This window comes from Engelhardtia mirabilis (assembly GCF_007748095.1).
Classification (GTDB): Bacteria; Planctomycetota; UBA1135; order UBA1135.
In genome coordinates this window covers 768,233-792,779 of record NZ_CP036287.1, presented here as the reverse complement: position 1 = coordinate 792,779, position 24,547 = coordinate 768,233, and the positions used below count along the sequence as shown (strand labels likewise).

Below are 24,547 nucleotides of genomic sequence, written 5' to 3'. Positions count from 1 at the left end.
ATTCCCCCTGAGAAGCTGATGCGCGCCGTCCGAGACAGACCTCGGGCGGCGCGCTCTCGTTCGGGCGGGGGCGTTACCGCACCGCCGATCCGGGTTACCCTCGGCCGATGGTCCAAGAGGCGGACGAGCGGGGGACGGCGCGCGCCGCGTCGGGGACGAGTTCGACGGCCGACCGCGATTCGATCGCGCGCGTCGTGGCCAACGTCGAGCGTGCGGTGCGCGGCAAGCGCGAGGCCGTGGAGCTGGCCGTCACCGCCCTGGTCGCCGGCGGGCACCTCTTGATCGAGGACGTGCCCGGCACCGCCAAGAGCACCCTCGCCCGGGCCCTGGCCAAGTCCGTCGACGCCAGCTTCCGGCGCGTGCAGTTCACCGCCGACCTCCTGCCGGCGGACGTGCTCGGCTGCTCGGTCTGGTCCGAGCGCGCCGGCGCCTTCCAGTTCCAGCGAGGGCCGATCTTCGCCCACGTGGTGCTGGCCGACGAGCTCAACCGCGCGACACCGCGAACCCAGTCGGGCCTGCTCGAGTGCATGAACACGGGCGCCGTCTCGATCGACGGCGAAACGCGCCCGCTGCCCTCGCCCTTCTTCGTGGTCGCGACCCAGAACCCGCTCGAGTTCGAGGGCACGTACCCCCTGCCCGAATCGCAACTCGATCGCTTCCTGATCCGCTTGCGCCTGGGCTATCCGGGCCGCGAGGCGGAGCGCATCCTGCTCTCCGACCCTCGCGCCTGCGACGCCGTCGAGGACCTGGGCGCCGTGCTCGATCTGGACGCACTGAACGCCCTGCGCGCGTCGGTCGACCGCGTGCGGCTCGACGACGCTCTGATCGACTACGTGCTCGACCTGGTCACGCGCTCGCGCGAGGACTCGCGCTTCCTCTTGGGTGCCAGCCCGCGCTCGTCGATCGGCCTGGCCCGCGCCAGCCGCGCCGCGGCCCTGGTGGCGGGGCGTGACTTCGTCGTGCCCGACGACATCAAGCGCCTCGCACCGGCGGTGCTGGGTCACCGCGTGGTGCCCTCTCCGATCGCCGGGGACCACGCCGACGGGGCGCGCTTGGTCGCGGAACTCCTGGAAGAGATCCCGGCGCCGCCGCGCTGATCCGCCCCGCCGAGACCATGGGCACGCTCGCAACCCAGGCCGTCGACGCCCTCGCGAACGTCGAGCTCGAATCGACCCAAGCGCGCTTGACCACGGCCGGTCGCGCCCTCGCAATCGTGGCGATCGCGGGGTTCCTGCCGAGCCTCGTCATCGGCGGAGCCGTGGCCACGGTGCCCGCCGCCGCAGGGGCGCTCCTGCTCGTGGCGGCCGCCGCGAGTTGGCGCAACCTGCGCGGCGCCAGCGTCGCGGTGCGCGGCTTCCTGCGCGAGACGGCCACGGCGCGCGTGGTGCTCGAGACGGCTGTTTGCGCCGGGGGCGCGACCCTGCGCGACGTGATCGTGCTGCACGAACGCATCGACCACGCCTCGCCCCGCGGCCTCGTCGCCCAGCTCCCGGCGGGCGGGATCTGCGTGCTGGCCTGCCCCCACCGCATGCAACCGCGTGGGCACATTCGGGTCCATCGCGCGACGCTGCGCTCGACCTATCCCTTCGGGTTGATCGAGCGACGCCAACACTATCGCCAAGTCGTGGATCACCTCAGCCGACCGCGGCTGGGGCGGCTCGGGCCCGGCGCCGCCCAGTTGCTCGCCGCCCTGGCACCGGGGGCGGAAGCCGGCGGCGCCCGGCGCGGTTGGGACGAGTTCCACGGTCTACGACCCTGGCGCGAGGGCGAGGGCACGCGACTGGTGCACTGGCGCCTGTCGGCGCGCACCGGGCGGCGGGTGGTGCGCGAGTTGGTGGGCGACGCGCTCCCACCCGTACACCTCTACCTTTGGCCCGGCGTGCGCAGTCGGCGCACGGTGCGCTTGCATCGCACCTTCGAAGAGGCCGTGTCGCTGACTGCGACCCTCGCCCGTTCCCTCCTGCGCGGGGGCCTGCGCGTGCGCTTGACGGTGCTCGACGTCGACGTCGACGGGGACCTGTCGATCGACGGCCGGCGCGGCCCCATGGCATTCGAAAGCATGCTCGACGCCCTGGCACGGGTGCAACCGCGACAGGAACGAGAGCTGGGTCAGGTCCGGCACCTGGCGAGCGATCCGCGCCGACGGGAGCGGCGGGTGCTGATCTGTTCAGGCGATCGGCCCGACGGCGAGTTCGACGCGGTGCTGGATGCCGAGGCCCGCGACGTGGACCTTTGGTTCGAGAGTCCCCACGACACCATCGCGGCGGCCGCGCGCACCTGATCCATGACCCCGTCCGTCCAACGCAACGAGGGTCTCGAGCGGGTCGCCGCAGGCATGGTGGCCGCGGCCAGCATCGGGAGCTGCATGGCCGGAACGCTGGGCCTGCTGGCCCAGTGCGATTCGGCGCGCGACGCCGGAGCGGCGGCCCTGTGGTTGGGCCTGCACGTGGTCCTGGCCTGGCGCGCGCACCTGCCCACCGAGCTGGATGGGCGCCCGGGAGGCGCGAGCAGAGCCCCTGGACCCTGGCGACAGGTCGGCTGGACCGTGGTCCAGGTCCTCGTCCTGTCGGCGCTGGTCGGAGCCGTCGGCACGCCCCTGGCGTTCCTCCCCGCGATCCTGATCTGGTTGCAGGTGACCCTGCTGCGAATCGCCGACCGCGACGCCCTGGCCGCCTTCGCCATGGCCGTGGCCGCCACCCAGGCTTGGTTCGCCGTGCAGATCGCGCCAGGGCCCGCGACCGGGCTGTTGTTGCTGTTCACCGGACTCGCGGCCCTGATCGGCTTGGCCCTGGTGGACTCCCGCGCCACGCGGCGGCTGCCGCGCCGGCTCCCGCGCGGGGCCCGCTCATCCGGGACCGAGTCGCGGACACAGGTTTGGCGGCACGTCGCCTCGGCCGCGGCCCTCGGCTCGATCGTCTTGTTCGCGACGCTGCTGCTGCGTGGGCTCGGCGGCCAGGTCGCCGATTGGGTCGTCGGCGACCCCGTGGACTCCGCGCGGAGCCGACTTGCTGCGGGGGCGAGCGCGTCGACCGGCGGCGTCGAGACACGCACGCGCGCAGCGCGCCGGCTGAGCGAGCGCGTCGGCTACGGCGGGTCACTGGGCGACCTCGGCGAGGACGTCGTGGTGGAGGTCTGGGTGTCGAAGGAGGGCCAGCCGCCGTCGCAGGTCGCGCCGTCCCTGCACCTCGCCGCGCTGCACCTGGACACCTTCACCGACGAGGGGATCCGTTCCACCGTGGGCGCCGAACTGGTGCGTGACGACGACGACGGCCGTGAGGACGATTGGGTCGAGCTGCGGCCAGAGCGGGCGTTCGACCGCGAGATCCTGGTGCGGGCCGTGCCGATCGCCGTGGGTTCCGGCGCTCGCGCGCCCTTGATGCACGTGGATCCCCTGGTCGCGGTCAAGCTGCCGCAGGTGCGCTACCACCCGCGCGGTCTGTTGACGACGGCGGGTGCGGCGGAGGAAGTCCTGACCTACCTGATGCGCTCGGCCCGTCCGGCGGACCCGCTCCAGGCTCTGCAGCCCGGCGGCCCCGCCGCTGGCAGCGACCGCCACGCGCGACAACTGCCGGCCGAGTCCGCGGCCCTCGAGTACCTGCGCGCCCGTGCCCTGGGCGTGGTCGGCGATGCCCGCACCGACGGTGAGAAGGTGCGGCGGGTCCTGGCCCACTTCCGGCGCGGCTACCGCTATTCGTTCATCGGCTCCGAGCTGGAGGGTCTCGACGGCCTGGTCGATTTCGTGCGGCGACGCGAGGGCTTCTGCACGGCCTTCGCCACCACCGCGACGCTCTTCCTGCGGCTGGTCGACGTGCCCGCGCGGTTGGTCACCGGCTACCACCTGGACGAGTTCGACCCCGATCGGGGCAGCTACATCGGCCGCGACAACGACGCCCACGCTTGGTTCGAGGTGCAGTTCGAAGGGCTCGGTTGGGTCAGCTTCGACCCGACGCCCCCGGCCGAGGTCGACGCCGCACGCGCGGGGGAGCAGCGCGAGCCGGGGGTCGGCGATTGGCTCGCCGCCATCGGCGACGACTTCGCCGCCTGGCGCGAGGGGGGCAACTTCGGTGACGTGATCGAGCGGCTGGGCGCCCTGCCGGGCGCGGTGCTGGCGTCGATCGGAGCGGCGGGCCTGGCAGCGGCCGTGGCGCTGGTCGCGTTGCTGATCCTGGTGGCTCGACTCCTGTGGCGGGCACGGTCGACAGCACGGGGCGCTCGTAGAGCCGAGGAGGGCGAAGCGGAGGTCACCACGCCCGAGGACTGGTACCGAATCCTCCTCGCCCACCTCAGCCGGCTCGGACACCCGCGATCCGCCGGCTCGACGCCACGGGAGCACGCACGTCGGCTCACCGCCAACGGCTTCGATGAGGCGGAGGCCGTGGACCACTCGGTCGACCTGCTCTATCGGGAGCGCTTCGCCGCCCTGGCGCTGGAGCGCGAGGAGCGCTCCGCACTCGCGGCCCTTATCGATCGGCTCCGAGCGCGAAGCCCCGGGGAGCCCCGCTAACTGACGACGTCAACGCTCCCGCGCGGCGCGTCCGCAAGTCGCACTCGGGGGGCGGTTTGCCTCTGCGGGCGCCGCGGGGCGGTCACGGGCGGCCCCGGATTCGTACTCACCGACGACGGCGCAGGTCTGGCTAGTGTCCTGGATCAGAAATTCGGCGTCACTTCCCGGGCTCCGATCGCCGCTGGCGTCACCAGCGCCTCCTCCGAATATCGCAGCGGATACGCGTCGTCGGCGCGCCTAGCCAGCATCGATCGGACCTCCGGGCAGTGACGCCGAATTTCCGATCCAGGACACTAGGGTCGCGGGTGCGGCCTATCGAGCGTCCTGCGGAACCGTTCTGACCGGGGACTACCGCCCCACGGAGAAACACCCATGACCCCCCAAACGACTGGCTTCACGACTCCGGATACTCGACTGCAGGTGCGCCGCGCCGACGAGCGCGGGAGGGGCGGCGCGAGCTGGCTCGACGCGCGGCACTCGTTCTCCTTCGCCGAGTACCACGACCCCGATTGGATGGGCTTCGGTCCCCTGCGCGTGATCAACGAGGATCGCGTGCGGGCCTCGGCGGGCTTCCCGACCCACGGCCATCGGGAGATGGAGATCCTGACGTGGCCCCTGGACGGAGCGATCGAGCACAAGGACTCGATGGGTTCCGGCAGCGTGCTGCGGCCGGGGATGATGCAGGCCATGAGCGCCGGCAAGGGCGTGCTCCACAGCGAGTTCAACCACAACCAGGACAGCGAGCTGCACCTCTTGCAGATCTGGCTCGAGCCGGACCAGTTCGGCGGAGCGCCGAGCTACCAGGAGCGCGACTTCTCGGGCGAGCTCGACTCGGGCTGGCGCCTGGTCGCTTCCCCGGACGGCAGCGACGGCTCGCTGACGATCCTCCAGCAGGCGCGGGTCTTCGTAACGCGGCTGGCGGCCGGCGGCGAGGCGAGCCGCGAGCTGGGCGGAGCGCGCACCTGGGTGCAGGTGGCCAAGGGCGCGGCGACGGTCAACGGCCACGCGGTGCGCGCCGGCGACGCGCTCTTCGGCGAAGGCCTCGATCGGATCGAGGCCCACGCGGACGGGGAAGCGGAGCTGCTCTTGTTCGAGCTGCCGTAGTGTCCTGGATCAGAAATTCGGCGTCACTTCCCGGAGGTCCGATCGATGCTGGCTAGGCGCGCCGACGACGCGTATCCGCTGCGATACTCGGAGGAGGCGCTGGCGACGCCAGCGGCGATCGGAGCCCGGGAAGTGACGCCGAATTTCTGATCCAGGACAGTAGTCCGGATCGGTCGGTCCGGATCGGTCGCGGGTCGCGACCAGCGAACTCGACTGCGCGGATCGCGTCGCCCGGACGGGGCACGCGATCCGCGCCGCCATTCAGTCGGCGGGCCAGGGCGCGGGGCTCTCGCCCGCCACGCCGTCCTCGATCTCGCTGGCAACGCCTGCGTCGGCGCGCACCTGGAGCACGGCGAAGGACAACACACCCGCGCCCACGTTGCGCCAGGCCCGCAGCGCCTGGGGCGCGCAGCGCACGCAGCTGCCCTCGCGTACGGGCAGGACCTGACCGTCCACGAGCATCTCGCCCTCGCCGCCCAGGAATAGGTACAGCTCCTCGTTCTCGCGGTGCGCGTGGGTGAAGGGCACGGCGGCTCGGGGCGGCATGGCGTTGAAGGACAGCTCGATCCCGGTGGCGCCCAGGGCCTGCTGTAGGAACACGCGCCCGCGGGTCGCACGCCCCAAGAGGGGGTGCGGCGTCTCGAAGCCCGACAGGTCGTCAAGGGCGCCCAAGTCGACGGCGGTGAAGTGCGGGCCCGAGGCGGAGGGCTCCGGTCGCGCGATCGCGGCAGGTCGTTCGGTCATCTGTGGTGCTCCAGTTCGGCGGTGGGCTCGGGTTGCTCGACGGAGGTCGACGCCAGGAAACGCACCACCCGCTCGAGGGTGGCAGGATCGCGCAGGATGCGAAAGTGACCCACGGCGTCGGTGGTCACGAACCGTGACTCCGGCATGGCGGCCGCGAGGCGGCGGCCCTCCTCGAAGGGCACGTCCTCGTCGTCGGGGGCGTGGACCACGATCGAAGGCGGGACTGTGCGCGCCACGCTTTCGGCGAGGTCGGCGTGGCCACCGCCGCTCACGATGCGGCCCACCGTCAGGTCCACGAACCGCGCGCGCAGAGCGCCCGTGAAACCCAGTCGATCGGCAGCCGACTCCATCCGCGGCCTGACCTCGGCGGGCGGCGCGAAGAGCGCCAGTCGCGGCACCTCGAGGCCGCCGTCGATGGCGATCAGCGCCGCGACGCTGCCCAGGGAATGGCCCACCAGGGCGTGGAGCGGACCCAGGGCGGCGGCGGCCAGTCGCAGCGTGGCGACCCACTCGGCGGGGCCTCCGTCGCCGCGGGGGCTGCCGCCGTGCCCCGGCGCTTCCACTGCCACGGCGCTCAGGCCCTGGTTGGCCAGGAGCGGGCCGAGGCGGGCGAACTGGGAGGCGCGACCCTGCCAGCCGTGCAGCATCAGCACCGTTCCGCGGCTGGCCCCGGCGGGATCCCAGCGCAGCCCCGTGGTGACCCCGCGGGGCCCGGGGAGCCGTACCTCGCTCGCGCCCTCGAGGGCCGCCTGCTCCCACGGCCTGGGCGGCAGACGCAGGGGCCGGAAGGCCAGGGCCGCGCCCAGGTGGGCCGCGCCGGAGGGGCTGATGCGACCCAGGGCGCCCAGGCCGAGCTGGATGGCGCGCAGGAGGGGTGGGGTGGACATGGTGGGTCGATCGGTCTCGGGTCGCCGCGAGGTTGCAGATACACCTCGATGGCGACGGGAGGATAGATCGCCCCATTGCAGAAGCAACCCCACCGCGGCGATTTGGCACAGGGAAGGGGGTCAGCGGGCCCGCAGGGGCTGCGGGTACCGATCGCTCGGGCTCCGTCCCTGGCCCGGCCCGAGACGAGCGGTCCGCGGCCAAGGGCGCTAGCCCGGCGCCTCGGCCCCAAGCCCCGACCGAGGCCCTAGCCCTCTTGATCGCGCCAGAGGCGGTTGCCGAGCTGCCGCAGCACGTCGGCTTCGTCGCCCCCGAGGATGGTCCGCACCTCGGCCTGGGCGGCCGCCCAGGCGGGCTGGATCTTCACCAGCAGCTCGGCCCCGGTCACGCTCAGGCTCACCAACTGGCCACGGCCGGAGTCCTGGTCGTCGATCACGACCCAGCCCCGCTCCGCCAGGCGCTGGATGTTGCGGGAGAGGGTCGACTTGTCCATCGACAGGGCGCGGGCCAGCTCCGACGGTGACTTGGCACCGAAGAAGCCCATCGCTCCCAGGAGCCAGAGCTGGGCCCCGGTCGCGTCGAAGGGCCGGAAGTGCTCGTCGAAGATGCGCGTGATCGTCCGCGACAGGACGCGGACCCGCGTCCCCAGGCACTCACGCGCCATGGCGTGGGCGGCTTCTGAAGCCTGAGCGGCGAGCTCCGTGCTGGGTCGGACGTCGGCGTCGGTCATCGTTTCTCAGTCTAGCCAGGAAGAGGCGCGGAGGACCCACTCGGCGTGGATCGGCCCTGTGACCCGCGAGCCTCAGGGACCGCAGGAGTCGTTCGCAACGCCCGGGGTCCCGAGGTCCCCGTCGCCGTAGAGGCTGATCGCCTCGCACCAGAACGATCCGTCCACGGCGCTGGCCACGTCCAGGTGCGTGGGGTCCAGGGACATCGACGCCCCCGAGGGGTCGGGGTAGGTCAGCCCGTTGTCGTACTGCAGCAGGCAGGACGTGGCGCCGGACGCGTCGAGGATCGTCAGGGTCTGGCTGCCGTTGGGCAGGAACAAGGTGTCGTCGTAGTCGTAGACGTCGAGGGGTAGGCCGCCGTTCACCAGCGAGTCGCCGATGCGCGCGAGCACGCGATAGCCCCCGGCGGGCACGCTGAAGCTACCGGCAACGACGAAGCTCCCACCGCCCTGGGCGAAGGTCCAACCGTCCAGGTCGATCGCGGCGCCGGTGGTGTTGTAGACCTCGAACCACTCCCCCACCGTGTCCGCAACGCTCGAGGGGTTCTGCATGATCTCCGAGAAGATGATCTCACCCGTCCCGAAGGGCAGGGTCGGGTTCGCGCAGTCGCCCGCTGGCGTTCCGGGGGTGCCGCGGTCGGTATTGAAGGGCGTGCCCCCGATGAAGCACTCGGTGACCTCCCAATTGCCGCCGTCGTCGTTGAGGTCGAACTCGAAGACCCCCTCGACGAGCTGCATGGACTGTCCGGGCTCATCGGGCCATTCCACGCCATCGTCCCAGACAATCGCGTCGACGACGATCTGGTCGGGCGTGGTCAGGACCAGCGAGTCGGCCGCGTTGGAGAAATTGAGCGTCCCGTAGAGCGAGTAGTCCACCAGCATGTCGATCCCGCCGTTGACGGCCGGGTCGGCGTTGTTGCCGAGGACCGCGAAGGAGTGCGCGGGGACGATCAGCGGCGCGCCGGCGTCCAGCAGGATCGAGTCCGTCCCTCCGTCCGTGATCGTCCAGTGGTTGACGTCGATGTCGGCGTCGGTGGTGTTGAAGACCTCGAACCACTCACCGAAGCCATCGGTGACGAAGGACGGGTCCTTCATCACTTCGGTGATCACCAGGTCGCCGGGCTGGAGCAGGCTGGCCGGGACGCCGGTGATGGTCAAACCGGCGCTGAAGGCCGCAGGCGGATCGAAGTCGACCAGGTCGACGTCGGCCAGGACGACCTGCAGGTAGACGTCGATGAACCCACCGAAGCCGGGCAGGGTCAGGCTCGACTGGCCGAGACCATCGGTGGTGATGGGCACGACGATGTTCACTGACACGAGCAAGTCACAGTCACCAAAGGCGAAGGCCCCCAGGTCGAGGGGCAAGTCCAAGCCGTTCCAGGTGGTGTTGTTCGCGCCCACCAGCAGGTAGCCGAACAGGTTCGGCCCGCCGGTGATCTCGACGCCGAAGTCGCTCCCGTCGACGATCAGCTCGTCGGCCTCGATCGTGGGCGTCTTGCCGCTGGCTCCGGCGCAGCCGGTGCCGAAGGTCTGGGCGGCGGCAGGAGCGGAGACTCCACAGGCGGCGAGGGCGGCGATCAGGGCTTGGGTCGAGGGTCGCAGGGTATTGGCGGGGCGCATGGTCACTGGGCTTCAGAAGGGGCTGCGGGCGAGACGCTCGGCCCATCTGGATCGGCCTGAGTGCCGCGCGACCTGCTGCCCCCGATCGCGCCCCAGAGCCAGGGTCGGGAACGGCCCCCGAACGCACCGGGGGGCACCGCTCGATGATCGAGCGGCGCCCCCCGTCAGTCGTGGTGGTGGGCCCAGCGAGTGCTTGGCCCTGTGGCCTCACTCCCGCGGTGACCCCACCGTGCGACTCGAGTCAGCGGCGACTAGAGGCCGCAGCTATCGTTGGCGGCCGCCGGGGTACCCAGGTCGCCGTCGCCGTAGGGGCTGGTCGACAGGCACCAGTTGGCGCCGACCTGCGAGTCCGCGGCGGTCAGCTTGGTCGGGTCCAGCGACGCCGAGGCGCCGTTGCCGTCCGGGTAGGTCGCGCCGTCGTCGTAGACGATGATCCCGACCACTTGGTTGGCCGCGTCCACCACTTGGATGCTGCCGGTGGAGTTGGTCAGGAACTGACCGGCGGTCATGGCCACGGTGCTGCTCGGCAGGCCGCCGTTCAGCAGCGGGTCGCCGTTGACCGCGAAGACCAGGTAGCCGCCCGCGGGGACGACCGTCGAGACCGCCAGGGTCTCGCAGACGTCCACGGTGCAGATGGTCCAGCCGTTCATGTCCACGTCCACGCCACCGGGGTTGTGGACCTCGAAGTACTCGCCGGCGCTGTCGGCGACGGCGGCCGGGTTCTGGGAGAACTCGGAGATGACGAGTTCACCGGTGCCCGCGGGCAGGGTGGGAATGGCGCAGGAGGCGTTGTTCGTGCCGGGGGTGGCGAGGTCCGTGTTGAACGGGGCGCCGCCGATGTAGCAGGCCGACTCGGCCCAGTTAGCCGGGTCGTCGTTGAGGGTCGCGTCGAGCGCGCCGTCGTTGAGGGCGAAGGAGAGACCCGCGGCGTCGGACCACAGGGCGCCCGAGTCGTACTCGATGCGGTCGACCTCGATGCCGTCGTAGGTGGTCAGGACGATCTCGTCGGCGCCGTTGGCCAGGAAGTACTGGCCGTTGTCACTGGCGTACTGGAAGTCGAGGGTGATGCCGCCGTTGTTGGCCGGATCGGCGTCGTTACCGAGCACGGCGTAACCGCCGGCGGGCACGATGATCGGCGTGGCGCTGATCAGCACGGTGCTGTCGAAGTCGTTGTCCGACAGGACGAAGTTGCGGATGTCGATGTCGCTGGCGGTCGTGTTGTACAGCTCGATCCACTCACCCCCGGCGTCGGCCGAGAAGGAGGGGTCCTTGATGTACTCGCTGATGACCAGGTCGCCGGCAGCGACGCCGCTGGGGGGCACGACCTCGAACTCGAAGCCGGCCGACCAACCGCCGAGGTTGGCAAAGGTCACCAGGTCGAAGTCCCAGTTCCAGTTCTGAAGGTAGAGCGGGATCCCGGCCGGGATGCCGGTGGCGTCGAAGGTGAAGCTCGCGGCGCCGGTGACGTCGAGGGCGTAGCCGATCGAGATGTCGGTGCTGACGTTCAGCTCGCAGCCGGTGAGCCCGGGCGAGAACAGGCCCAGGTCGAGGGGCAGGGGCAGGCCGAGGCCGAGGACGTTCGAGCCGCCGACGTACATCAGACCCGTGGTGCTCGGGGCGCCGGTCAGGTCGACGGTGAAGTTGTTGCCTTGGACGACGAGGCCGGTGATGCCGACGGTCGGGGTGTTACCGGTGTTGCCGGCGCAGGCGTTGCCGAAGGACTGCGCGTTCGCCGTCCCGGCGAGCGCGAGCGCGGCGGCCACGCCGCAGAGGACGGGCAGGGTCTTGGTGTTCATGGCTTCTGAGGGGGTTGGGTAGCGGATCGACTCTCCGCGCCGGCCGTGGCGCGGAGGGCTCGATCGAGGGGCCGGACGCTCGAATGCGAGTTCGTCCTGGCCTTCGCGGACGCGGCATTAGAGCACGGCCACGGCGAGCCCGATCGGCGCCCCGCCAGGCTCGGCCGAGGCGGATCGCCGGAGCGCTTCGACCGCCCGTCGCTCGCTCGCGCCTAAGTCCAAGGCTGGCAGCGACCTGGACGGGCAGGCGGGGATCCCGGAGGGGGCCGCCGGCGCCGTGGAGGTGCGGCGTGAATATCCAGTCAACTGCGGCCCGGGCGGTCGCGCGGGCGCGGGGCGACCTCAGAGCAGCTCGAGGGCCGCTTCGAGGGGACGTCCGATCGCCGCCCGCTCGCCCCGCAGCAGCACGGGCCGCTGGAGCAACTGCGGATAGCAGGCCACCGCGTCGAGGATCGCCGCGGTCTCGGAACGTGGGTGCAGGCCGGCATCCGCGTACTGCGGCTCGCCCGATCGCACGATGTCGCGCGCCTGCACGCCGAGCCGACGGATCAGATCGGCCAACTCGACCTCATCCAGCGGCTGGTCCAGGTAGAGCCGAGTCGTGAACGCGACACCACGCTCTCGCAACGCCTGCTCGAGTGCGCGGCTCTTGGAACAGGCGGGGTTGTGGAGCAACAGCAGACCGTCGTCGGTGGGCAGGGTCATGGTTTCGGTGATGGCTCCTCGGCCACCGCTCGTGGCCGCCGTTGGGGGGGGCCGAGCAAGCTAGCGCTTCGCAAATGCGAAAACGAGCCCTCCCCCATCCGAGGGAAGACTCGTTCGCGTCGGGTCGGCGGCAATCCGTGACGGGTCGCGCTCAGTCGGCCGGCTGCTCGTGGGCGTCGAGCATCTCCGCGACCTTCGCTGCCAGGGACTCCCCGCGCAGGCCCGTGGCGGCAATGCGGCCCTCCGGGTCGAGCACGAAGATCGTCGGGTAGGCCTGGACCCGGAACAGGTCGCAGATCGGCGCCTTGGAGTCAGCCTGGTAGGCCACGGTCCAGTTCACGCCGAACTCCTCGACGCCCTTGTGGAAAGCCTCCTCGTCGTCGAAGGCATTGATCCCGATCAGCGCGAAGTCACGGTCCTTGTGGAGCTGCACGAGCTCCGCCAGGTGAGGCATCTCACCGCGGCAAGGGCCTCACCAGAAGCCGAAGAAATCGAGCACGACGACCTTGCCGCGATGGTCGGCGAGGTGGAAGGTCGTGCCGTCGATCGTCGTGCCTTCGAAGTCGGGCGCGATCGCGCCGACGATCAGGTTGCGCCGGACGTAGATCAGGTCGCCGGCCTCGGCGCCGGCCTCGGTCGCGCCGAACTCGCTCGCGGCGCGCTCCAGCAGCGGCCAGCCGCCCTCGGCCGTTGCCGCGTCGTCCGACTCGAGCAACCAGGAGCCGAGCGTGACGAGCGCGCGCGCCTTCGCCTCGGGCAGTGCGTCGGAGTCGATGGTCGAGCGCAGGTACCGCTCGAACAGCTCGTCGCCGACCGCGCGGCGGTCGCTGGCCAAGTGCGCGACCACAGCTTCGAACCACTCGGCGGCCACGTGCTCGGGGAACAGGCGCCCGTAGACCTCGGCCTTCACGCGGCGGCCCTCGGCGCCGGTGTGTCCGGCAAGTCCGGCGTTCTCGAGCTGCCAGACCAGGGCTCGCCCTTCGCCCGCGTCGGCCAGGGCACCGACCCGCCCCCAATAGGCAATGGCCGGGTGCTCTTGGCGCAGGGCCCGCCGGACCTTCAGGTCCCCGGCCTCGTCGTACTTGGCCTGCCACTGCTCGACGGCCGCGTCGTAGGCCTGTACGAGGGTTTGCCAGGCCCCGGCCTCCTGGAGCGTCGAATCCATGAAGACGGTGGCCGGCGCGAGGACGACAGCCGGCGCCGCGGGCATGGCGATGCCGAGCAGCGAGGCCAGTCCGAGGCCGGAAACGGCGAGTTTGATCATGTCTGCGTGCGCCCCCTGGCGCGCGGGTTGGAGTGGGCGGTGACGGCCTCCAAAGATAGCCGGTCCCGCCTGGCGGCGGGCCTGCGTTAGTCTCCGCGCCCCGATGGACGGACTCCTCTCAGCCGCCGGCCTCGTCGACGCCCTCAATCGGCGTGTCGGCGGCTTCGTGGCCTGGCTGACCGCCCTGATGGTGGCCGTCGGCGCCTTCAACGCCCTGGCCCGCTACACCGGACGCTTCGTCGACCTGCAGCTCAGCTCCAACGCCTGGATCGAGCTGCAGTGGTACCTGTTCAGCCTGGTCTTCCTGCTCGGCGCCCCCTGGGCCCTGCGCTCGGGTGCCCACGTGCGGGTCGACGTGCTCTACGGCCGCTTGGGAGTCCGCGGCAAGGCCTGGATCGACCTGGTCGGCACGCTGCTGTTCCTGGTGCCCTTCTGCGTCTTCGCCCTGTGGGCCTCGTGGCCGGCGGTGCGCGAGTCGATCGCCGTGGGCGAGGTCTCCCCCGACCCGGGCGGGCTGCCGCGTTGGCCGATCAAGGCCGTGGTGCTGTTGGCCTTCGCCCTGCTGCTGCTGCAGGGCCTCTCGGAGGCGGTCAAGCGCGTCGCGGTCCTGGCCGGCCGCAGCCCGCAGGAGGTCGGCCTCGAAGAGCTCGACCCCACGGCCACCGAACCGGGCGGCGTGGAGGGCGGACGCTGATGGGCGGTGACTGGCTGGGCCCGCTGATGTTCGGGGTCGTGTTCCTGCTGATCTTCAGCGGCTACCCGGTGGCCTTCTCCCTGGGCGGCACGTCGCTCCTGTTCGCCGCCATCGGCGTCGCCACCGGCTACTTCGAGTGGACCTTCATGCTCGCCTTCCCCGAACGGGTGTTCGGGGTGATGGGCAACCAGGTGCTGCTGGCCGTGCCCTTCTTCATCTTGATGGGGACGATGTTGGAGCGGTCCAAGCTGGCGGAGGACCTGCTACGCACCGTCGGCCTCCTGTTCGGCCCCATGCGTGGAGGCCTGGCCCTGGCGGTGGTCTTCGTCGGCGTGCTGCTGGCGGCGGCGACCGGCGTGGTGGGCGCATCGGTGGTCGCCATGGGCATGATCTCCCTGCCGATCATGACCCGCTACGGCTACGCGCCGAGCTTCTCCACCGGCGTGATCTGCGCTTCCGGCACCCTGGGTCAGATCGTGCCGCCGAGCGTGGTGCTGGTGGTGCTCGGCGACCAGCTCGGCCTGTCGGTCGGAGACCTGTTCGTCGGGGCCCTGGTGCCGGGGCTGATGCTGGCGGGCTTCTTCGCCCTGTACGTGGTCGCGGTGGCCTTCCTTAGGCCGGAGCTGGCCCCCGCGATCCCCGCCGCCGAGCGCGCCGAGGCCGCCGGCTCCCTGGGCCTGGACGTGGTCCGCGTGCTGTTGCCGCCTTTGACCCTGATTCTGGTGGTGCTCGGCAGCATCTTCGCAGGCATCGCCACCCCCACCGAGGCCGGGGCCCTCGGCGCCCTCGGCGCGTGCCTCCTGGCGGCGGTCAGCGGCCGCTTCACCCTCGCCGCCCTGCGCGGAACGGCGCGCGAGACCATGCGGCTCACGACCATGGTCGTGTTCCTGTTGATCGGCTCGACGGCCTTCTCGCTGGTCTTCCGCGGCGTCTACGGCGACGTGTGGATCGAGGACCTGTTGACCGGCCTGCCGGGTGGCGTGGTGGGACTGTTGATCGTCGCCAACGTGGCGATCTTCCTACTCGGCTTCTTCATCGACTTCTTCGAGATCGCCTTCATCATCCTGCCCCTGATCGCGCCCGCCGCGCGGGCCCTGGGGATCGAGGACGATCAGATGGTGTGGTTCGGCGTGATGATCGCCATGAACCTGCAGACCTCGTTCCTGACCCCGCCCTTCGGCTTCTCCCTGTTCTACCTGCGTGGCGTGGCGCCCAAGGAGATCCCCACCTCGGCCATCTACCGCGGTGCGGTGCCGTTCATCGCCATCCAGTTGGTGGCCTTGGGTCTGGTGATCGCCTTCCCCGAGCTGGTCACCGCGCTGATCTCGGGGGGTGAGTGAGAAGGCCATGGGCGCGCGCCTCGAGTCGATCTGGATCGCGGCCCGCGCGACCGCACAGCCTCGGCAAGTCGAGATCGCGCGAGCCATCCCCGGCCGCGGACTCGAGGGCGATCGCTATGCGAACGGGGCCGGCACCTTCACCCCGGTGCCGAACCCGAACGGACGCGACTTGACCCTCGTCACGGCCGAGGCCGTCGAGCACCTACGCGCGGCGAGCGGTCGCGACCTCGCGCCCGGCGACCTGCGGCGCAACCTGGTGGTCAGCGGCCTCTACCTGCGCGCCCTGGTCGGCGCCCACCTGCGCATCGGCACGGTGCTCGTGCGCGTCACGGGCACCTGCCCGCCCTGCGCCCATCTCGACCGCCTCCTGGAGCTGGACAGCCTGACCCTCCTGCGTCGCCGCGGCGGCGTGCGCGCCGCGATCCTCGAGGGCGGCGAGCTGCGCGACGGCGCGGCGATCCGCATCGAGCGGGCGCCGGCGGTGTTGCCGTAGTCGGCTGCGCCGCAATGCGAGCTGCGAGGATCCGCCGCCGTCAGTCGCTTCCCTCGCCCCCACCGGTCGCCGGCCCGGGGGACGCTGCAAAGCGGTCGATCAGGTCCACGTAGTGCTGCGCGCGGGCGGCGACGGGCGGGGGTAGGTCCGCCTGGGACAGGAGCTCGACCAGCTCCTGGCGCACCTCGGCCGGGTCGGTCCTGGCGCCGAGACGCAGGACGCGTTCGAGGGTCTTGCCGTGCTTGCGGCCTGCGCCGGAGTAGGCCTCGGCCATGTCCTTCGAGGGCTCGAGGCCCTCGGCCAAATCGCCGAAGGAGCGCTTGGTCCACTCCAGCACCTCGAAGCCATCCTCCGGCTGACCCATGCGGAGCAGCAGCTCGATCTCGAGCAGCTTCTCCGTGAGGACCGTGACCAGTCCGGTCCTGAGGGCCGTCGTGGCCAGCGATCGCGCGGCACCGTGGAGCGCGGCGCCGAGGTCTCCCCCGTCGACATCCCGCTGGAGTCGATCGGTCTCCGCCTTCACCTCGTCCATGAAGTCGGCGACCTCCAATTTCGCCAGGGCCCGGGCCAGCTTGCGTCCCAGGCGCCCCTCGTAGCCGTCGTCGAGCACCTCGAGGTGGTCCTCCACCAATCGCGGGATCGCCGCGGCATCCTCCAGGGAGAAGCCCTCCAGGGCGGGCGCGGGCTCCTCCCAGCCGGGCGCGACGGTCGTCGCGAACGCGTTGCCCAAGTCCGGTTCGATCCCCGAGAACAGCCGCCAGCCCGGGGTGCCGGCCACGAAGCCGGGCTCCAGACCGGTGGTGAAGGCCAGGGGCTCGGTCAACCAGCCCTCGCGCCAGACGAGCCAGTCCAGCTCGTCCAGGGAGCGCTCGCCCAGGTCCACCACCAACACCCTCACGCGCAGGTCGAGGCGCGCCACCTTGCCCACCAAGCGATCGACGGCGCGGGCCTGCTCGGGGACGCCCAAGTCGGCCTCGACCAGGAGCTGGTGGCAGGGCCAGTAAAGGACCAGCTCTTCCTGGGGTCGACCGCCGATGGAGCCCTCGGGAAGTCGTGCGGCGGGAGGGCGGTGGAACGCGACGCCGCCGCGCACGGTCGTCAGGCCCCGAATTTCCGGCAGCTCGCGGGCGGCGGGAGTTGCTTGGGCGAGGGGGACCAGGGCGGTCAACAGGGTGAGGGCGAGCATGGGTCGGCAGGTGCAGAAGGGCGCCGAGGGCCCGACTGTCAGAGGGCAGCCCAATCGATGTCGCCCAGCGCCGGCAGCTCGGGCAGGGGCGCCTCGAGGGCTTCGACGTATTTCTGGGCGGCCCCGGTATTCCACACGACGACCCGCGATTCGGGGCTGACGACTCCCTCGTTCACGAGGTCCTCGAGCACCGCGAAGCACGCGGCGGTCTCGGGGCAGATGCCCAGGCCCTCGGCGGAGCTGGCGCGGAACATCCAGGGCAACAGGCGCTCCTCGGCCACGGCGCGGGCCTGCCCGCCACTCGCGCGCACGGCGTCGAGGATCAGGAAGTCCCCCACGGCAGCGGGGACGCGCAGGCCACTGGCGACCGTGGCGGCGTTCTCGAAGCGCAGCGCGTGGCGCTCGCCGGCGTCGAAGGCGCGCACGATAGGCGCGCAGCCGGCGGACTGGCAGGCGAACAGGCGCGGGCGGCGGCCGTCGGCCCACTCGCCCTCGAGCCAGCCGAGCCGGGCCAGCTCGTCGAAGGCCTTCCACATGCCGACCAGGCCGGTGCCGCCGCCGGTCGGGTAAAGGATCACGTCGGGCAGGGTCCAGTCGAGCTGTTCGCACAGCTCCAGCCCCATGGTCTTCTTGCCCTCGAGGCGGTAGGGCTCCTTGAGGGTCGACAGGTCGAACCAACCCATGGCTTCGGCGCCCTCGCGCACGACCTTGCCGCAGTCGTCGATCAAGCCGTCCACCAGGAAGGCCTTGGCGCCATGCAGCCCGGCCTCGAGGCGGTTCACCAGGGGCGTGTCCTTCGGCATGAACACGTAGCACTCGAGCCCGGCGCGCGCCGCGTAGGCCGCGGCCGCACCACCGGCGTTGCCCGCGGTGGGCAGGGCCAGACGGGTGACCCCGAGTTCCTTCGCGCGACTGACCGCCAGGGCCATGCCGCGGCTCTTGAAGGAGCCCGTGGGCAGGTGCGACTCGTCCTTGATCGTCAGGTGCTCGAGGCCGAGCTGCGCCCCCAGGCGCGGACAGGCCAAGAGCGGCGTGGCCTGCTCGCCGAGGGAGACGATGTTCTCCCGCCGCTGCACGGGCAGCAGCTCCCCGTAACGCCACAGGTCGCGTTCGCGCCCCGCCAGGACCTCACGCCGGACCTCGCGCCGCGCGCGCTCGAGGTCGTAGCGCACGAGCAGCGGCCGCCCCGCGTGCATGGACTGCAGACGATCGAGTTCCAGGCGCGTGCCGTCGATCGAGGACTCGAGCCAGGTCGCGTAGCTGGCCATGCTCAACGGCCGCCGCCGAAGGCGGTCCGCGCGTAGGCGAACTCGGCGGTGCCGAACCAACGGAAGGCCGAGGTGCGGAAGGCGCGCCAGTGCTCGAGGATCCGCGCGTAGCCCGCATCCGACGCCGCGGCGCTCGACAAGAGGTCCTCCGAGGCCGCGCGCGCCGCCTGCATCAGCGAATCCTCGAAGGGCTCGACCTGGACGCCATGGCCGATCAGCCGCTCGAGCGCCGCGGGGTTCTCGGCGTCGTACTTGACCGTCATCGCGATCGCGGCCTCGTTCGTCGCGACTTCGAACATCTCGCGGTACTCCGCCGGCAGGGCCGCCCAGGCCTTGGCATTGACGACGAAGGACAACTCCGGGCCCGGCTCCCACCAACCCGGGTAGAGGTAGTTCTTGGCCACCTGATAGAAGCCCAACTTCTCGTCGTCGTAGGGGCCGACCCACTCGGTGGCGTCGATGGTCTTGTTCTCGAGGGCGGAGTAGATCTCGGCGCCGCCGATGTTCTGGACCAGCACGCCGAGGGCGTTCATCACCTCACCCCCCAGGCCGGGGATCCGCATCTTCAGGCCGCGCAGGTCCTCCGGGCCGCCCACGGGCTCGCGGAACCAGCCCCCCATCTGCACGCCGGTGCTGCCGGCCGGGAAGTTGACCGCGCCGAAGTCGGCGTAGAGCTCTCGCGTCAGCTCGAGCCCGCCGGCCTGGCGCAGCCAAGCCTGCTGCTGGCGGGGCGTGAGCCCGAAGGGCACGCAGGTGTCGAAGGCCAGGGCCGGGTTCTTGCCGATGTAGTAGTAGCTCGCGGTCTGGCCTACCTGCACCGAGCCGGACTGCACCGCGTCGAGCACGTTGAGCGCCGGGACGATCTCGCCGGCCTCGTAGCAGCGCAGCTCGAAGTTGCCGCCCGACATGGCCGCCACACGCCGCGCGAGCAGCTCGGCCGAGCCGAACATGGCGTCCAGGGAGCTGGGAAAGCTCGAGGCCAGGCGCCAGCGCACGCGCTGGGACGTGTGGACCGCCGGTCCCGTGCCCCCGCCGCCACCGCAGCCCGACAGTGCCGCCGCGCCGCCGGCCAGGCCGAGTTGGAGCAGCCGTCGCCGGCCTGCTCCCCCCGTGCCAGTGGAGTCTCCAGCGCCGCGGCCGGGGGATTGGGAGTCGTCGATCCTGTCGCTCATCGAAGTTGGGTCCGGTTGTGGCCGAGGTCGCACAGGCGTCACGCGCGTCGCGGCCCAATGTAGCGGCTGCAAACCAGGAAAGAAGTTCCAGCCAATGCGCGAAGCAACCCTTCGAGCCATTGGCCTCAAGGCCCGGGGACGTTGCTGTCGAAGCCGCTGGAACGTCGCGCCTCAGACCATTGCCATCACGCCTCGAGCGCCCCCCCATGCTCCGCTCGCACCCAGATCCCGGCCCCCATCGTCGATCAGGCTTCAGCCTGCTCGAGGTCACCGTCGTCATGGTCATCCTGACCGTCGCCGTGGGCCTCCTGTCCAGCACGATGAGCTCGACCTCGCGCGTGGGCCCGATGCTCAGCGAAGAGGCCCTGGCCGCCGAGGCGGCGCGCTTTCAGTTCGAGACCATTCGGACAGTCGACTTCGAGGCGATCTTCGCCACCTACAACAGCGACCCGACCGACGACCCGGGTGGGAACGGTACGGCGCCGGGTGCGAGCTTCGCCGTGGCCGGGCTCGATCCCCAAGAGGGCGACGCCGACGGCTTCGTCGGTCGGATCCACTTCCCGGAGCAGGACGGCCGCCTCGCCGAAGACTGCCAATACACCCGCCTGGGACTGCCCCGCGACCTCGACGGCGACGGAGTCGTCGACAGCGCCGACCACTCCGACAACTACACCATCCTGCCGATCGAGCTCGTGATCCAGTGGAACGGCAGCGTCGGCAATCGGCAGCTGCGGTTCCAGACCGCGATGGTGTCGCAGTGAGGCACCACAGCCGATCCCGGGGCGGCTTCAGTCTGCTCGAGCTGATGTTGGCGTTGAGCCTGTTCGCCATCGTGGCCGTCAATGCATCGATGCTCGTGCGCACCAGCCAGAACGGTCGGCAGCGGAGCGACGACCGGGCCCAACTCGCGCTGATCGCGAACCAGACCCTGGAACGCATCTCCCTGGCGCTGATGGGCGCCGACCAGGCGCTCATGAACCCCATGAACCCGGCGCCGATGCACAGCCCCACGATCAACTTCGTGGTCGCAACCGGGGTCGAGGACGGCGAGCCCGTTTGGGGCGACCCCGAGCGCATCGCCCTGGACGCCGAGGGCTTCCAGGTGCTCTGGTACCGCAACCCGGAGGAGGAGGGCGAGACACGGGTGGTGTGGGGCAAGTACGTCGCCGAGGCCGCCATCGGCGAGACCCTCGAGAACGTCGAGGATGACAACGACAACGGCCTGATCGACGAGTACGGACTGGCCTTTCACCTCGCCGACGACAATCGCAGCGTCCTGATCCAGCTCAGCCTGGCGCGGGTCAACAGTGTCGGGAAGCGCTTCGAGGTCTACAACGAGACCCGCGTCGCATTCAGGAACTGAGCCATGACGCAGACCCGCATTCGACGCCGCACCGAATCCCCCTGCTCACGCCGAGGGTCTGCGCTGGTAGCCGTACTGGCCATCACGATGGTCATCTCGGCCCTCTGCATGGCGCTGGTCCAGGGCAGCGTCAACTCGATGAAGGAGCGCTCCGCCACCGTCGACCACCAGCGCGCCTTCTACATCGCCGAGGCCGGCCTGGCCGAGGGGCTGCGCTTCCTGCGCGAGGGCGGCACCGGCAACATCGGTAGCGACAAGGTGCCCGCGGCCTTCGGCGACGGGGGCTTCTTCGTCACCTGCGAGTTCGACGAGTCGGGGCTGGGGCAGTTGACCAGCGTCGGTCTGTCCGGGCGGGCGAGGGCCTGCGTGGCCCAGGCCATCAAGGCCGAAGCGACGTCGATCGCCGCGCTCGGGATCTTCGGGCACAGCACGCTGATCGTCGAGAGCGGGGCTTCGATCGGGGCCTACGACTCCGAGGTTCCGGCCGCCCTGCTCGACCTAGACCCGGGTACCGAGGTGATCACGACGATCCTCGACCCGCTCTCGTCGTTGACCTCGAATGGAAGGGGGAACGGGAACGGCAACGGCAACGGCAACGGCAACGGCAACAGCAACAGCAACGGCAACGCCGCCACCAGCAACTCGGTCGCGGCGTCCACGCCGGTCGAACTCGAACTGACCCTGGGCAGCAACGGCCCGGTCTACCTCCAATCGGCCCTGCCGGACACCACGGTCATCACCGGCGACGTGACTCCGGGCGTGGACTCGAACGTGGAGATCGGGACGGGGGTCGAGGTCAGCGGATCGACCGCTCCGAGGGTCACACCCATGCTTCGACCGGCGCTCGTCGTGCCGGAGCTCGCGTCCTTGGGCGACCTGGAAGTGATGGGAACCGAGCACAGGACGCTGTCGGGCGAGAGCGGCTCGATCGCCAGCCTGCTGCTCGGCGAGAGCGGTGTTCTGACCCTCGCCGCGGGAACACGGCTTGTCGTGGACAGCCTGGTCCTCGAGGACGGGGCGCGCCTCGAGATCGACTCCTCCGAAGGCCCCGTGGAGATCTGGGTCCGTGACACCCTGCTGGTCGGCGCCGGCACCACCCTCGAGAACCTGACCCAGGACCCCACCGGCCTCTCGATCATCTACCTGGGCGACGGGCAGGTGGACCTCGACGGGGACGGCGCCCTCGACCGCGCCCTGGACCTGGACTCGGTCAGCAGCTTCTTCGGGCAACTCTACGCACCCGAGGCCGACCTGCGGATCGCGAACCAGGCCCAGTACACAGGCGCCGTCGCGGCCAATCAGCTCACCGTCGGGCAGGACGCATCGGTGCTGTTCGACAACGCCTTGCTGCGTGAGGGCGAAGCGGAGCTGCACGGCATCGCTTGGCACCTGGTCGAGGCACCCGAGACGATCCGGACGGCTTTCGGCGCGGACGTCATGCGCGACCGCGAAGCTGCCTATGGCGCGCCCTTGCCGACGCCGACCGAGGCGCGCCAGGACGCCAACTGGGGCATCGTCTACGTCGACACCAAGGGCAAGGTGAAGAAGTACTACGGCGACCAAGCGGCCTTCGACTGGAGCCTGGTTGACACGGTCGTCGAGACCTTCGACGACGCCACAGCCGCGTCGGTTGCCCTTGAAAGAAGCGCGGTCAAGAAGGCCGCAAGGGCGCTCGGACTTTGAGACTGATGCGGCAGTCCAGATCAAGGCGAGTCGCCAGGCACGACTCGGGGCACTCCAGGTTGCTCGCACTCGCATCGAGCTTCGGTTTGGATGCGCTCCGCGGACCGACCGTGGATCGGACCGGCAGGGCCATGGCTCGCGCCGCAGCCGGCACGCTCTTGGCCCTCATCGCCCTTGCCCTGCCCAGTGCAGCTCAATCCAAGTCGGCCGACGAGCTCATCGACCGAGCCCTGCAAACCACGGCCTCGGCCACCGACGACGCCCACCGGGAGCTGGTGGCCCTCGGCAAGTCGATCCTGCCCACGGTGCTGGCGCGACTGGACAGGCTGGCCTCGAACCCTGTCTCGGGGCAGCCCGAAGGCGCCGAGTTCGAGCTCTTGAGCGAGGTCCTGGCCGAACTCCCGCGACCCGACGTCCACCGGGCGCTCGAGCCCGAGCCCGAGATCACCGGCACCGCGCGATGCGCGCGCATCGGCGCCCTCTCGCGCTTCGGGCTGTCGGCGGAGGTCAACCTGCTGATCGCGCTGGCGGGGCCCTGCGAACGCGCCGGTCCGGTCACGCGCGCGGTCCAGGCCTGCGCGGAGCGCATGCACCGTCGCAGCGCCTCGTCCCTGCGGGGCATCGCCTCGACCTACCTGCGGGCCTCGATGCCCCTGCGGGAGGCGCTGGTGCGTGGCATCTCGGCGGTGGCCCGGCTCGATTCGGTCGAGGTCCTGGCGGACCTCCTGGATCTGGCGCCCGAGCTCGACCCGCTGATCCTCTCGTCCATCGGCCGCATCGGCTCGCTCGATCCGCTCGAGATCTCCGAGCGCGTACGCAGTCAGGTTCGCCGTCTCCTCGACCTGGAGCACGACGACAGGCGCCTCGGCGAAGCGGCCCTGACAGCGGGTCGCCTCGAGGATCCGCTGGCCCTCGACACCCTGGTACACCTGCTCGAGTCGCCGTCCGCGGCCGTTCGTGGCAACGTGCACTGGAGCCTCCAGCACGTCAGCGGCCTGCCCCTCGAGGACGACTACTTCCGTTGGCTCACCTGGCTGCGCGCCAACGAGCGTTGGTGGGCCGAAGAGTGGCCTGCGATCCGCGCTGCCCTGCGCGGTGGAGGTCGCAGCGAGACCTGCGAAGCCCTGCGCGAGATCGCGGGCCGTCGCTACCGCCGTCACGACTTGGCGCAGGAGGTGCTCCACGTCCTGCGGCGCAGCGACGACGACGTCTTGCTGGGCTACTCCTGCCTGGCCTTGACGGCTCTGGATTCACCCATTGCCCGCGAGAGCTTGATCGAGCTGCTGCTCGACGATCGCGAACTCGTCCGCACCCGCGCCCTCGAGGCACTGCGCCACATCACGAGCCTCGACTTGCCTGCGGACATCGAGGCCTGGCGCACCGCACTGTCAATGACCGCCCTCGAGCCCTGACCCGCACCCACCCATGTCGACAACCCGACACAAGCGCCGGATCAAGCTGATCCAGCCCAAACTCCAGCTCCGGCTGACCGCCATCTTCGGCGGCGTCGCTCTCACCAGCTTGCTGCTGCAGTTCCTGCTCTTCATGCAGATGTACAGCGACCTCGCCATGCGCCTGCCCAACGACGCCTTGCTGGTCCTGAGCGAGATGCGGGGTGAGCTGATGGGCGTGCTGGCCTTCTCGGTACTGGTGCTGCTGCCACTGACATTCTCGGTCGGCGTGCTCGTCACCTTCCGCATCGCCGGCCCCGTCTACCGCTTGGAGCGTTACCTGGAGCAGGTCGCCCGCGGCGAGAAACCCGCCGACTGCGCTCTGCGCCAGGGCGACGAGCTGCAGACGCTCTGCAAGCTGGTCAACGAGGCCACACGCCCCCTGCGTGAGGGCGAGGCGGAGCCTCTCGCGACCGAATCGTCGGTCACCGAGGAAAGCGTAGCGGCCTGATCCGTCCGCGCAGCCCCAGGCGCTCCCACGGCGGCGCCTATCTGCCCACACCTCCTGCGCCTACCGCATCGAGCCCGCTCTCCATCCGGCCCCTTTC

The 24,547-nt window shown here is 70.8% G+C and carries 22 protein-coding genes and 1 pseudogene; 12 read left to right on the top strand and 11 right to left on the bottom strand.

Features of this window, described 5'->3' with window-relative positions:
- The first annotated feature begins 107 nt into the window (after nucleotides 1-107).
- The 4 genes from Pla133_RS02930 to Pla133_RS02915 all read left to right on the top strand — a co-directional run bounded on the left by Pla133_RS02930 (nucleotide 108) and on the right by Pla133_RS02915 (nucleotide 5,608).
- Nucleotides 108-1,097 carry an AAA family ATPase gene (locus Pla133_RS02930; protein WP_145062263.1) on the top strand — a complete coding sequence of 330 codons (990 nt, stop codon included), beginning with the start codon at nucleotides 108-110 and terminating at the stop codon, nucleotides 1,095-1,097.
- 17 nt (nucleotides 1,098-1,114) lie between these two features.
- Nucleotides 1,115-2,281 (top strand): DUF58 domain-containing protein, encoded by a 1,167-nt coding sequence (locus tag Pla133_RS02925; protein ID WP_145062261.1) that lies wholly within the window; start codon nucleotides 1,115-1,117, stop codon nucleotides 2,279-2,281.
- A gap of 3 nt (nucleotides 2,282-2,284) precedes the next feature.
- A complete protein-coding gene (locus tag Pla133_RS02920; protein ID WP_145062259.1) occupies nucleotides 2,285-4,504 on the top strand; it encodes a transglutaminase domain-containing protein in 2,220 nt (739 codons plus the stop codon).
- 372 nt (nucleotides 4,505-4,876) lie between these two features.
- Nucleotides 4,877-5,608, top strand: coding sequence for a pirin family protein (locus tag Pla133_RS02915; RefSeq protein ID WP_145062257.1), 732 nt, complete (start codon nucleotides 4,877-4,879; stop codon nucleotides 5,606-5,608).
- A 261-nt stretch (nucleotides 5,609-5,869) separates the two neighbouring features.
- Here Pla133_RS02915 and Pla133_RS02910 read toward each other — a convergent pair whose 3' ends face one another.
- From Pla133_RS02910 to Pla133_RS02875, 8 genes and pseudogenes are all read right to left on the bottom strand, one after another.
- Nucleotides 5,870-6,352 (bottom strand): cupin domain-containing protein, encoded by a 483-nt coding sequence (locus Pla133_RS02910; RefSeq protein ID WP_145062255.1) that lies wholly within the window; start codon nucleotides 6,350-6,352, stop codon nucleotides 5,870-5,872.
- Entirely contained in the window at nucleotides 6,349-7,239 is an 891-nt protein-coding gene (locus Pla133_RS02905; RefSeq protein WP_145062252.1) for an alpha/beta hydrolase, read from the bottom strand. Before Pla133_RS02905 ends, Pla133_RS02910 begins: the two co-directional genes overlap by 4 nt.
- Nucleotides 7,240-7,484: 245 nt before the next feature.
- Nucleotides 7,485-7,967, bottom strand: a complete 483-nt coding sequence (locus Pla133_RS02900) for a MarR family winged helix-turn-helix transcriptional regulator (protein WP_145062237.1) — start codon at nucleotides 7,965-7,967, stop codon at nucleotides 7,485-7,487.
- 72 nt (nucleotides 7,968-8,039) lie between these two features.
- Nucleotides 8,040-9,584, bottom strand: a complete 1,545-nt coding sequence (locus Pla133_RS02895; RefSeq protein ID WP_145062235.1) for a lamin tail domain-containing protein — start codon at nucleotides 9,582-9,584, stop codon at nucleotides 8,040-8,042.
- Nucleotides 9,585-9,835: 251 nt separating this feature from the next.
- A complete protein-coding gene (locus Pla133_RS02890) occupies nucleotides 9,836-11,380 on the bottom strand; it encodes a lamin tail domain-containing protein (protein WP_145062234.1) in 1,545 nt (514 codons plus the stop codon).
- Nucleotides 11,381-11,722: 342 nt separating this feature from the next.
- Nucleotides 11,723-12,085, bottom strand: coding sequence for an ArsC/Spx/MgsR family protein (locus Pla133_RS02885; RefSeq protein ID WP_145062232.1), 363 nt, complete (start codon nucleotides 12,083-12,085; stop codon nucleotides 11,723-11,725).
- A 151-nt stretch (nucleotides 12,086-12,236) separates the two neighbouring features.
- Nucleotides 12,237-12,545, bottom strand: a pseudogene (locus Pla133_RS02880) (peroxiredoxin family protein); the annotation flags it as partial.
- Nucleotides 12,546-12,557: 12 nt separating this feature from the next.
- A complete protein-coding gene (locus Pla133_RS02875; RefSeq protein ID WP_145062229.1) occupies nucleotides 12,558-13,349 on the bottom strand; it encodes a peroxiredoxin family protein in 792 nt (263 codons plus the stop codon).
- 103 nt (nucleotides 13,350-13,452) lie between these two features.
- Between Pla133_RS02875 and Pla133_RS02870 the strand changes: the two genes are divergently transcribed.
- Genes Pla133_RS02870 through Pla133_RS02860 form a run of 3 tightly spaced genes read left to right on the top strand, consistent with a single transcriptional unit; the run spans nucleotide 13,453 to nucleotide 15,876 of the window.
- Entirely contained in the window at nucleotides 13,453-14,043 is a 591-nt protein-coding gene (locus Pla133_RS02870; protein ID WP_145062227.1) for a TRAP transporter small permease subunit, read from the top strand.
- The gene (locus tag Pla133_RS02865; protein WP_145062225.1) at nucleotides 14,043-15,383 is read left to right on the top strand and encodes a TRAP transporter large permease; all 1,341 of its coding nucleotides are present in this window, start codon (nucleotides 14,043-14,045) and stop codon (nucleotides 15,381-15,383) included. The genes Pla133_RS02870 and Pla133_RS02865 overlap by 1 nt, the downstream gene beginning before the upstream one ends.
- Nucleotides 15,376-15,876 carry an MOSC domain-containing protein gene (locus tag Pla133_RS02860; RefSeq protein ID WP_145062223.1) on the top strand — a complete coding sequence of 167 codons (501 nt, stop codon included), beginning with the start codon at nucleotides 15,376-15,378 and terminating at the stop codon, nucleotides 15,874-15,876. The genes Pla133_RS02865 and Pla133_RS02860 overlap by 8 nt, the downstream gene beginning before the upstream one ends.
- Nucleotides 15,877-15,916: 40 nt before the next feature.
- Here Pla133_RS02860 and Pla133_RS02855 read toward each other — a convergent pair whose 3' ends face one another.
- Genes Pla133_RS02855 through dctP form a run of 3 tightly spaced genes read right to left on the bottom strand, consistent with a single transcriptional unit; the run spans nucleotide 15,917 to nucleotide 19,502 of the window.
- Nucleotides 15,917-17,062, bottom strand: coding sequence for a hypothetical protein (locus Pla133_RS02855; RefSeq protein ID WP_145062221.1), 1,146 nt, complete (start codon nucleotides 17,060-17,062; stop codon nucleotides 15,917-15,919).
- Nucleotides 17,063-17,100: 38 nt separating this feature from the next.
- Entirely contained in the window at nucleotides 17,101-18,330 is a 1,230-nt protein-coding gene (locus tag Pla133_RS02850; protein WP_145062219.1) for a threonine synthase, read from the bottom strand.
- Between the two features lie 2 nt (nucleotides 18,331-18,332).
- Entirely contained in the window at nucleotides 18,333-19,502 is a 1,170-nt protein-coding gene (gene dctP / locus Pla133_RS02845; protein ID WP_145062217.1) for a TRAP transporter substrate-binding protein DctP, read from the bottom strand.
- A gap of 206 nt (nucleotides 19,503-19,708) precedes the next feature.
- On the opposite strand from dctP, the gene Pla133_RS25865 reads away from it, so the two are divergent.
- From Pla133_RS25865 to Pla133_RS02825, 5 genes are all read left to right on the top strand, one after another.
- A complete protein-coding gene (locus Pla133_RS25865; protein ID WP_419192066.1) occupies nucleotides 19,709-20,263 on the top strand; it encodes a type IV pilus modification PilV family protein in 555 nt (184 codons plus the stop codon).
- Nucleotides 20,260-20,865 carry a prepilin-type N-terminal cleavage/methylation domain-containing protein gene (locus tag Pla133_RS25860; RefSeq protein ID WP_419192065.1) on the top strand — a complete coding sequence of 202 codons (606 nt, stop codon included), beginning with the start codon at nucleotides 20,260-20,262 and terminating at the stop codon, nucleotides 20,863-20,865. The genes Pla133_RS25865 and Pla133_RS25860 overlap by 4 nt, the downstream gene beginning before the upstream one ends.
- A gap of 3 nt (nucleotides 20,866-20,868) precedes the next feature.
- A complete protein-coding gene (locus tag Pla133_RS02835; protein WP_145062215.1) occupies nucleotides 20,869-22,548 on the top strand; it encodes a pilus assembly PilX family protein in 1,680 nt (559 codons plus the stop codon).
- Between the two features lie 131 nt (nucleotides 22,549-22,679).
- Nucleotides 22,680-23,960 carry a hypothetical protein gene (locus Pla133_RS02830; protein WP_145062213.1) on the top strand — a complete coding sequence of 427 codons (1,281 nt, stop codon included), beginning with the start codon at nucleotides 22,680-22,682 and terminating at the stop codon, nucleotides 23,958-23,960.
- A 13-nt stretch (nucleotides 23,961-23,973) separates the two neighbouring features.
- Nucleotides 23,974-24,450: a hypothetical protein gene (locus tag Pla133_RS02825; protein ID WP_145062211.1), complete on the top strand. Its 477-nt coding sequence runs from the start codon at nucleotides 23,974-23,976 to the stop codon at nucleotides 24,448-24,450.
- The last annotated feature ends 97 nt before the right edge of the window (nucleotides 24,451-24,547 follow it).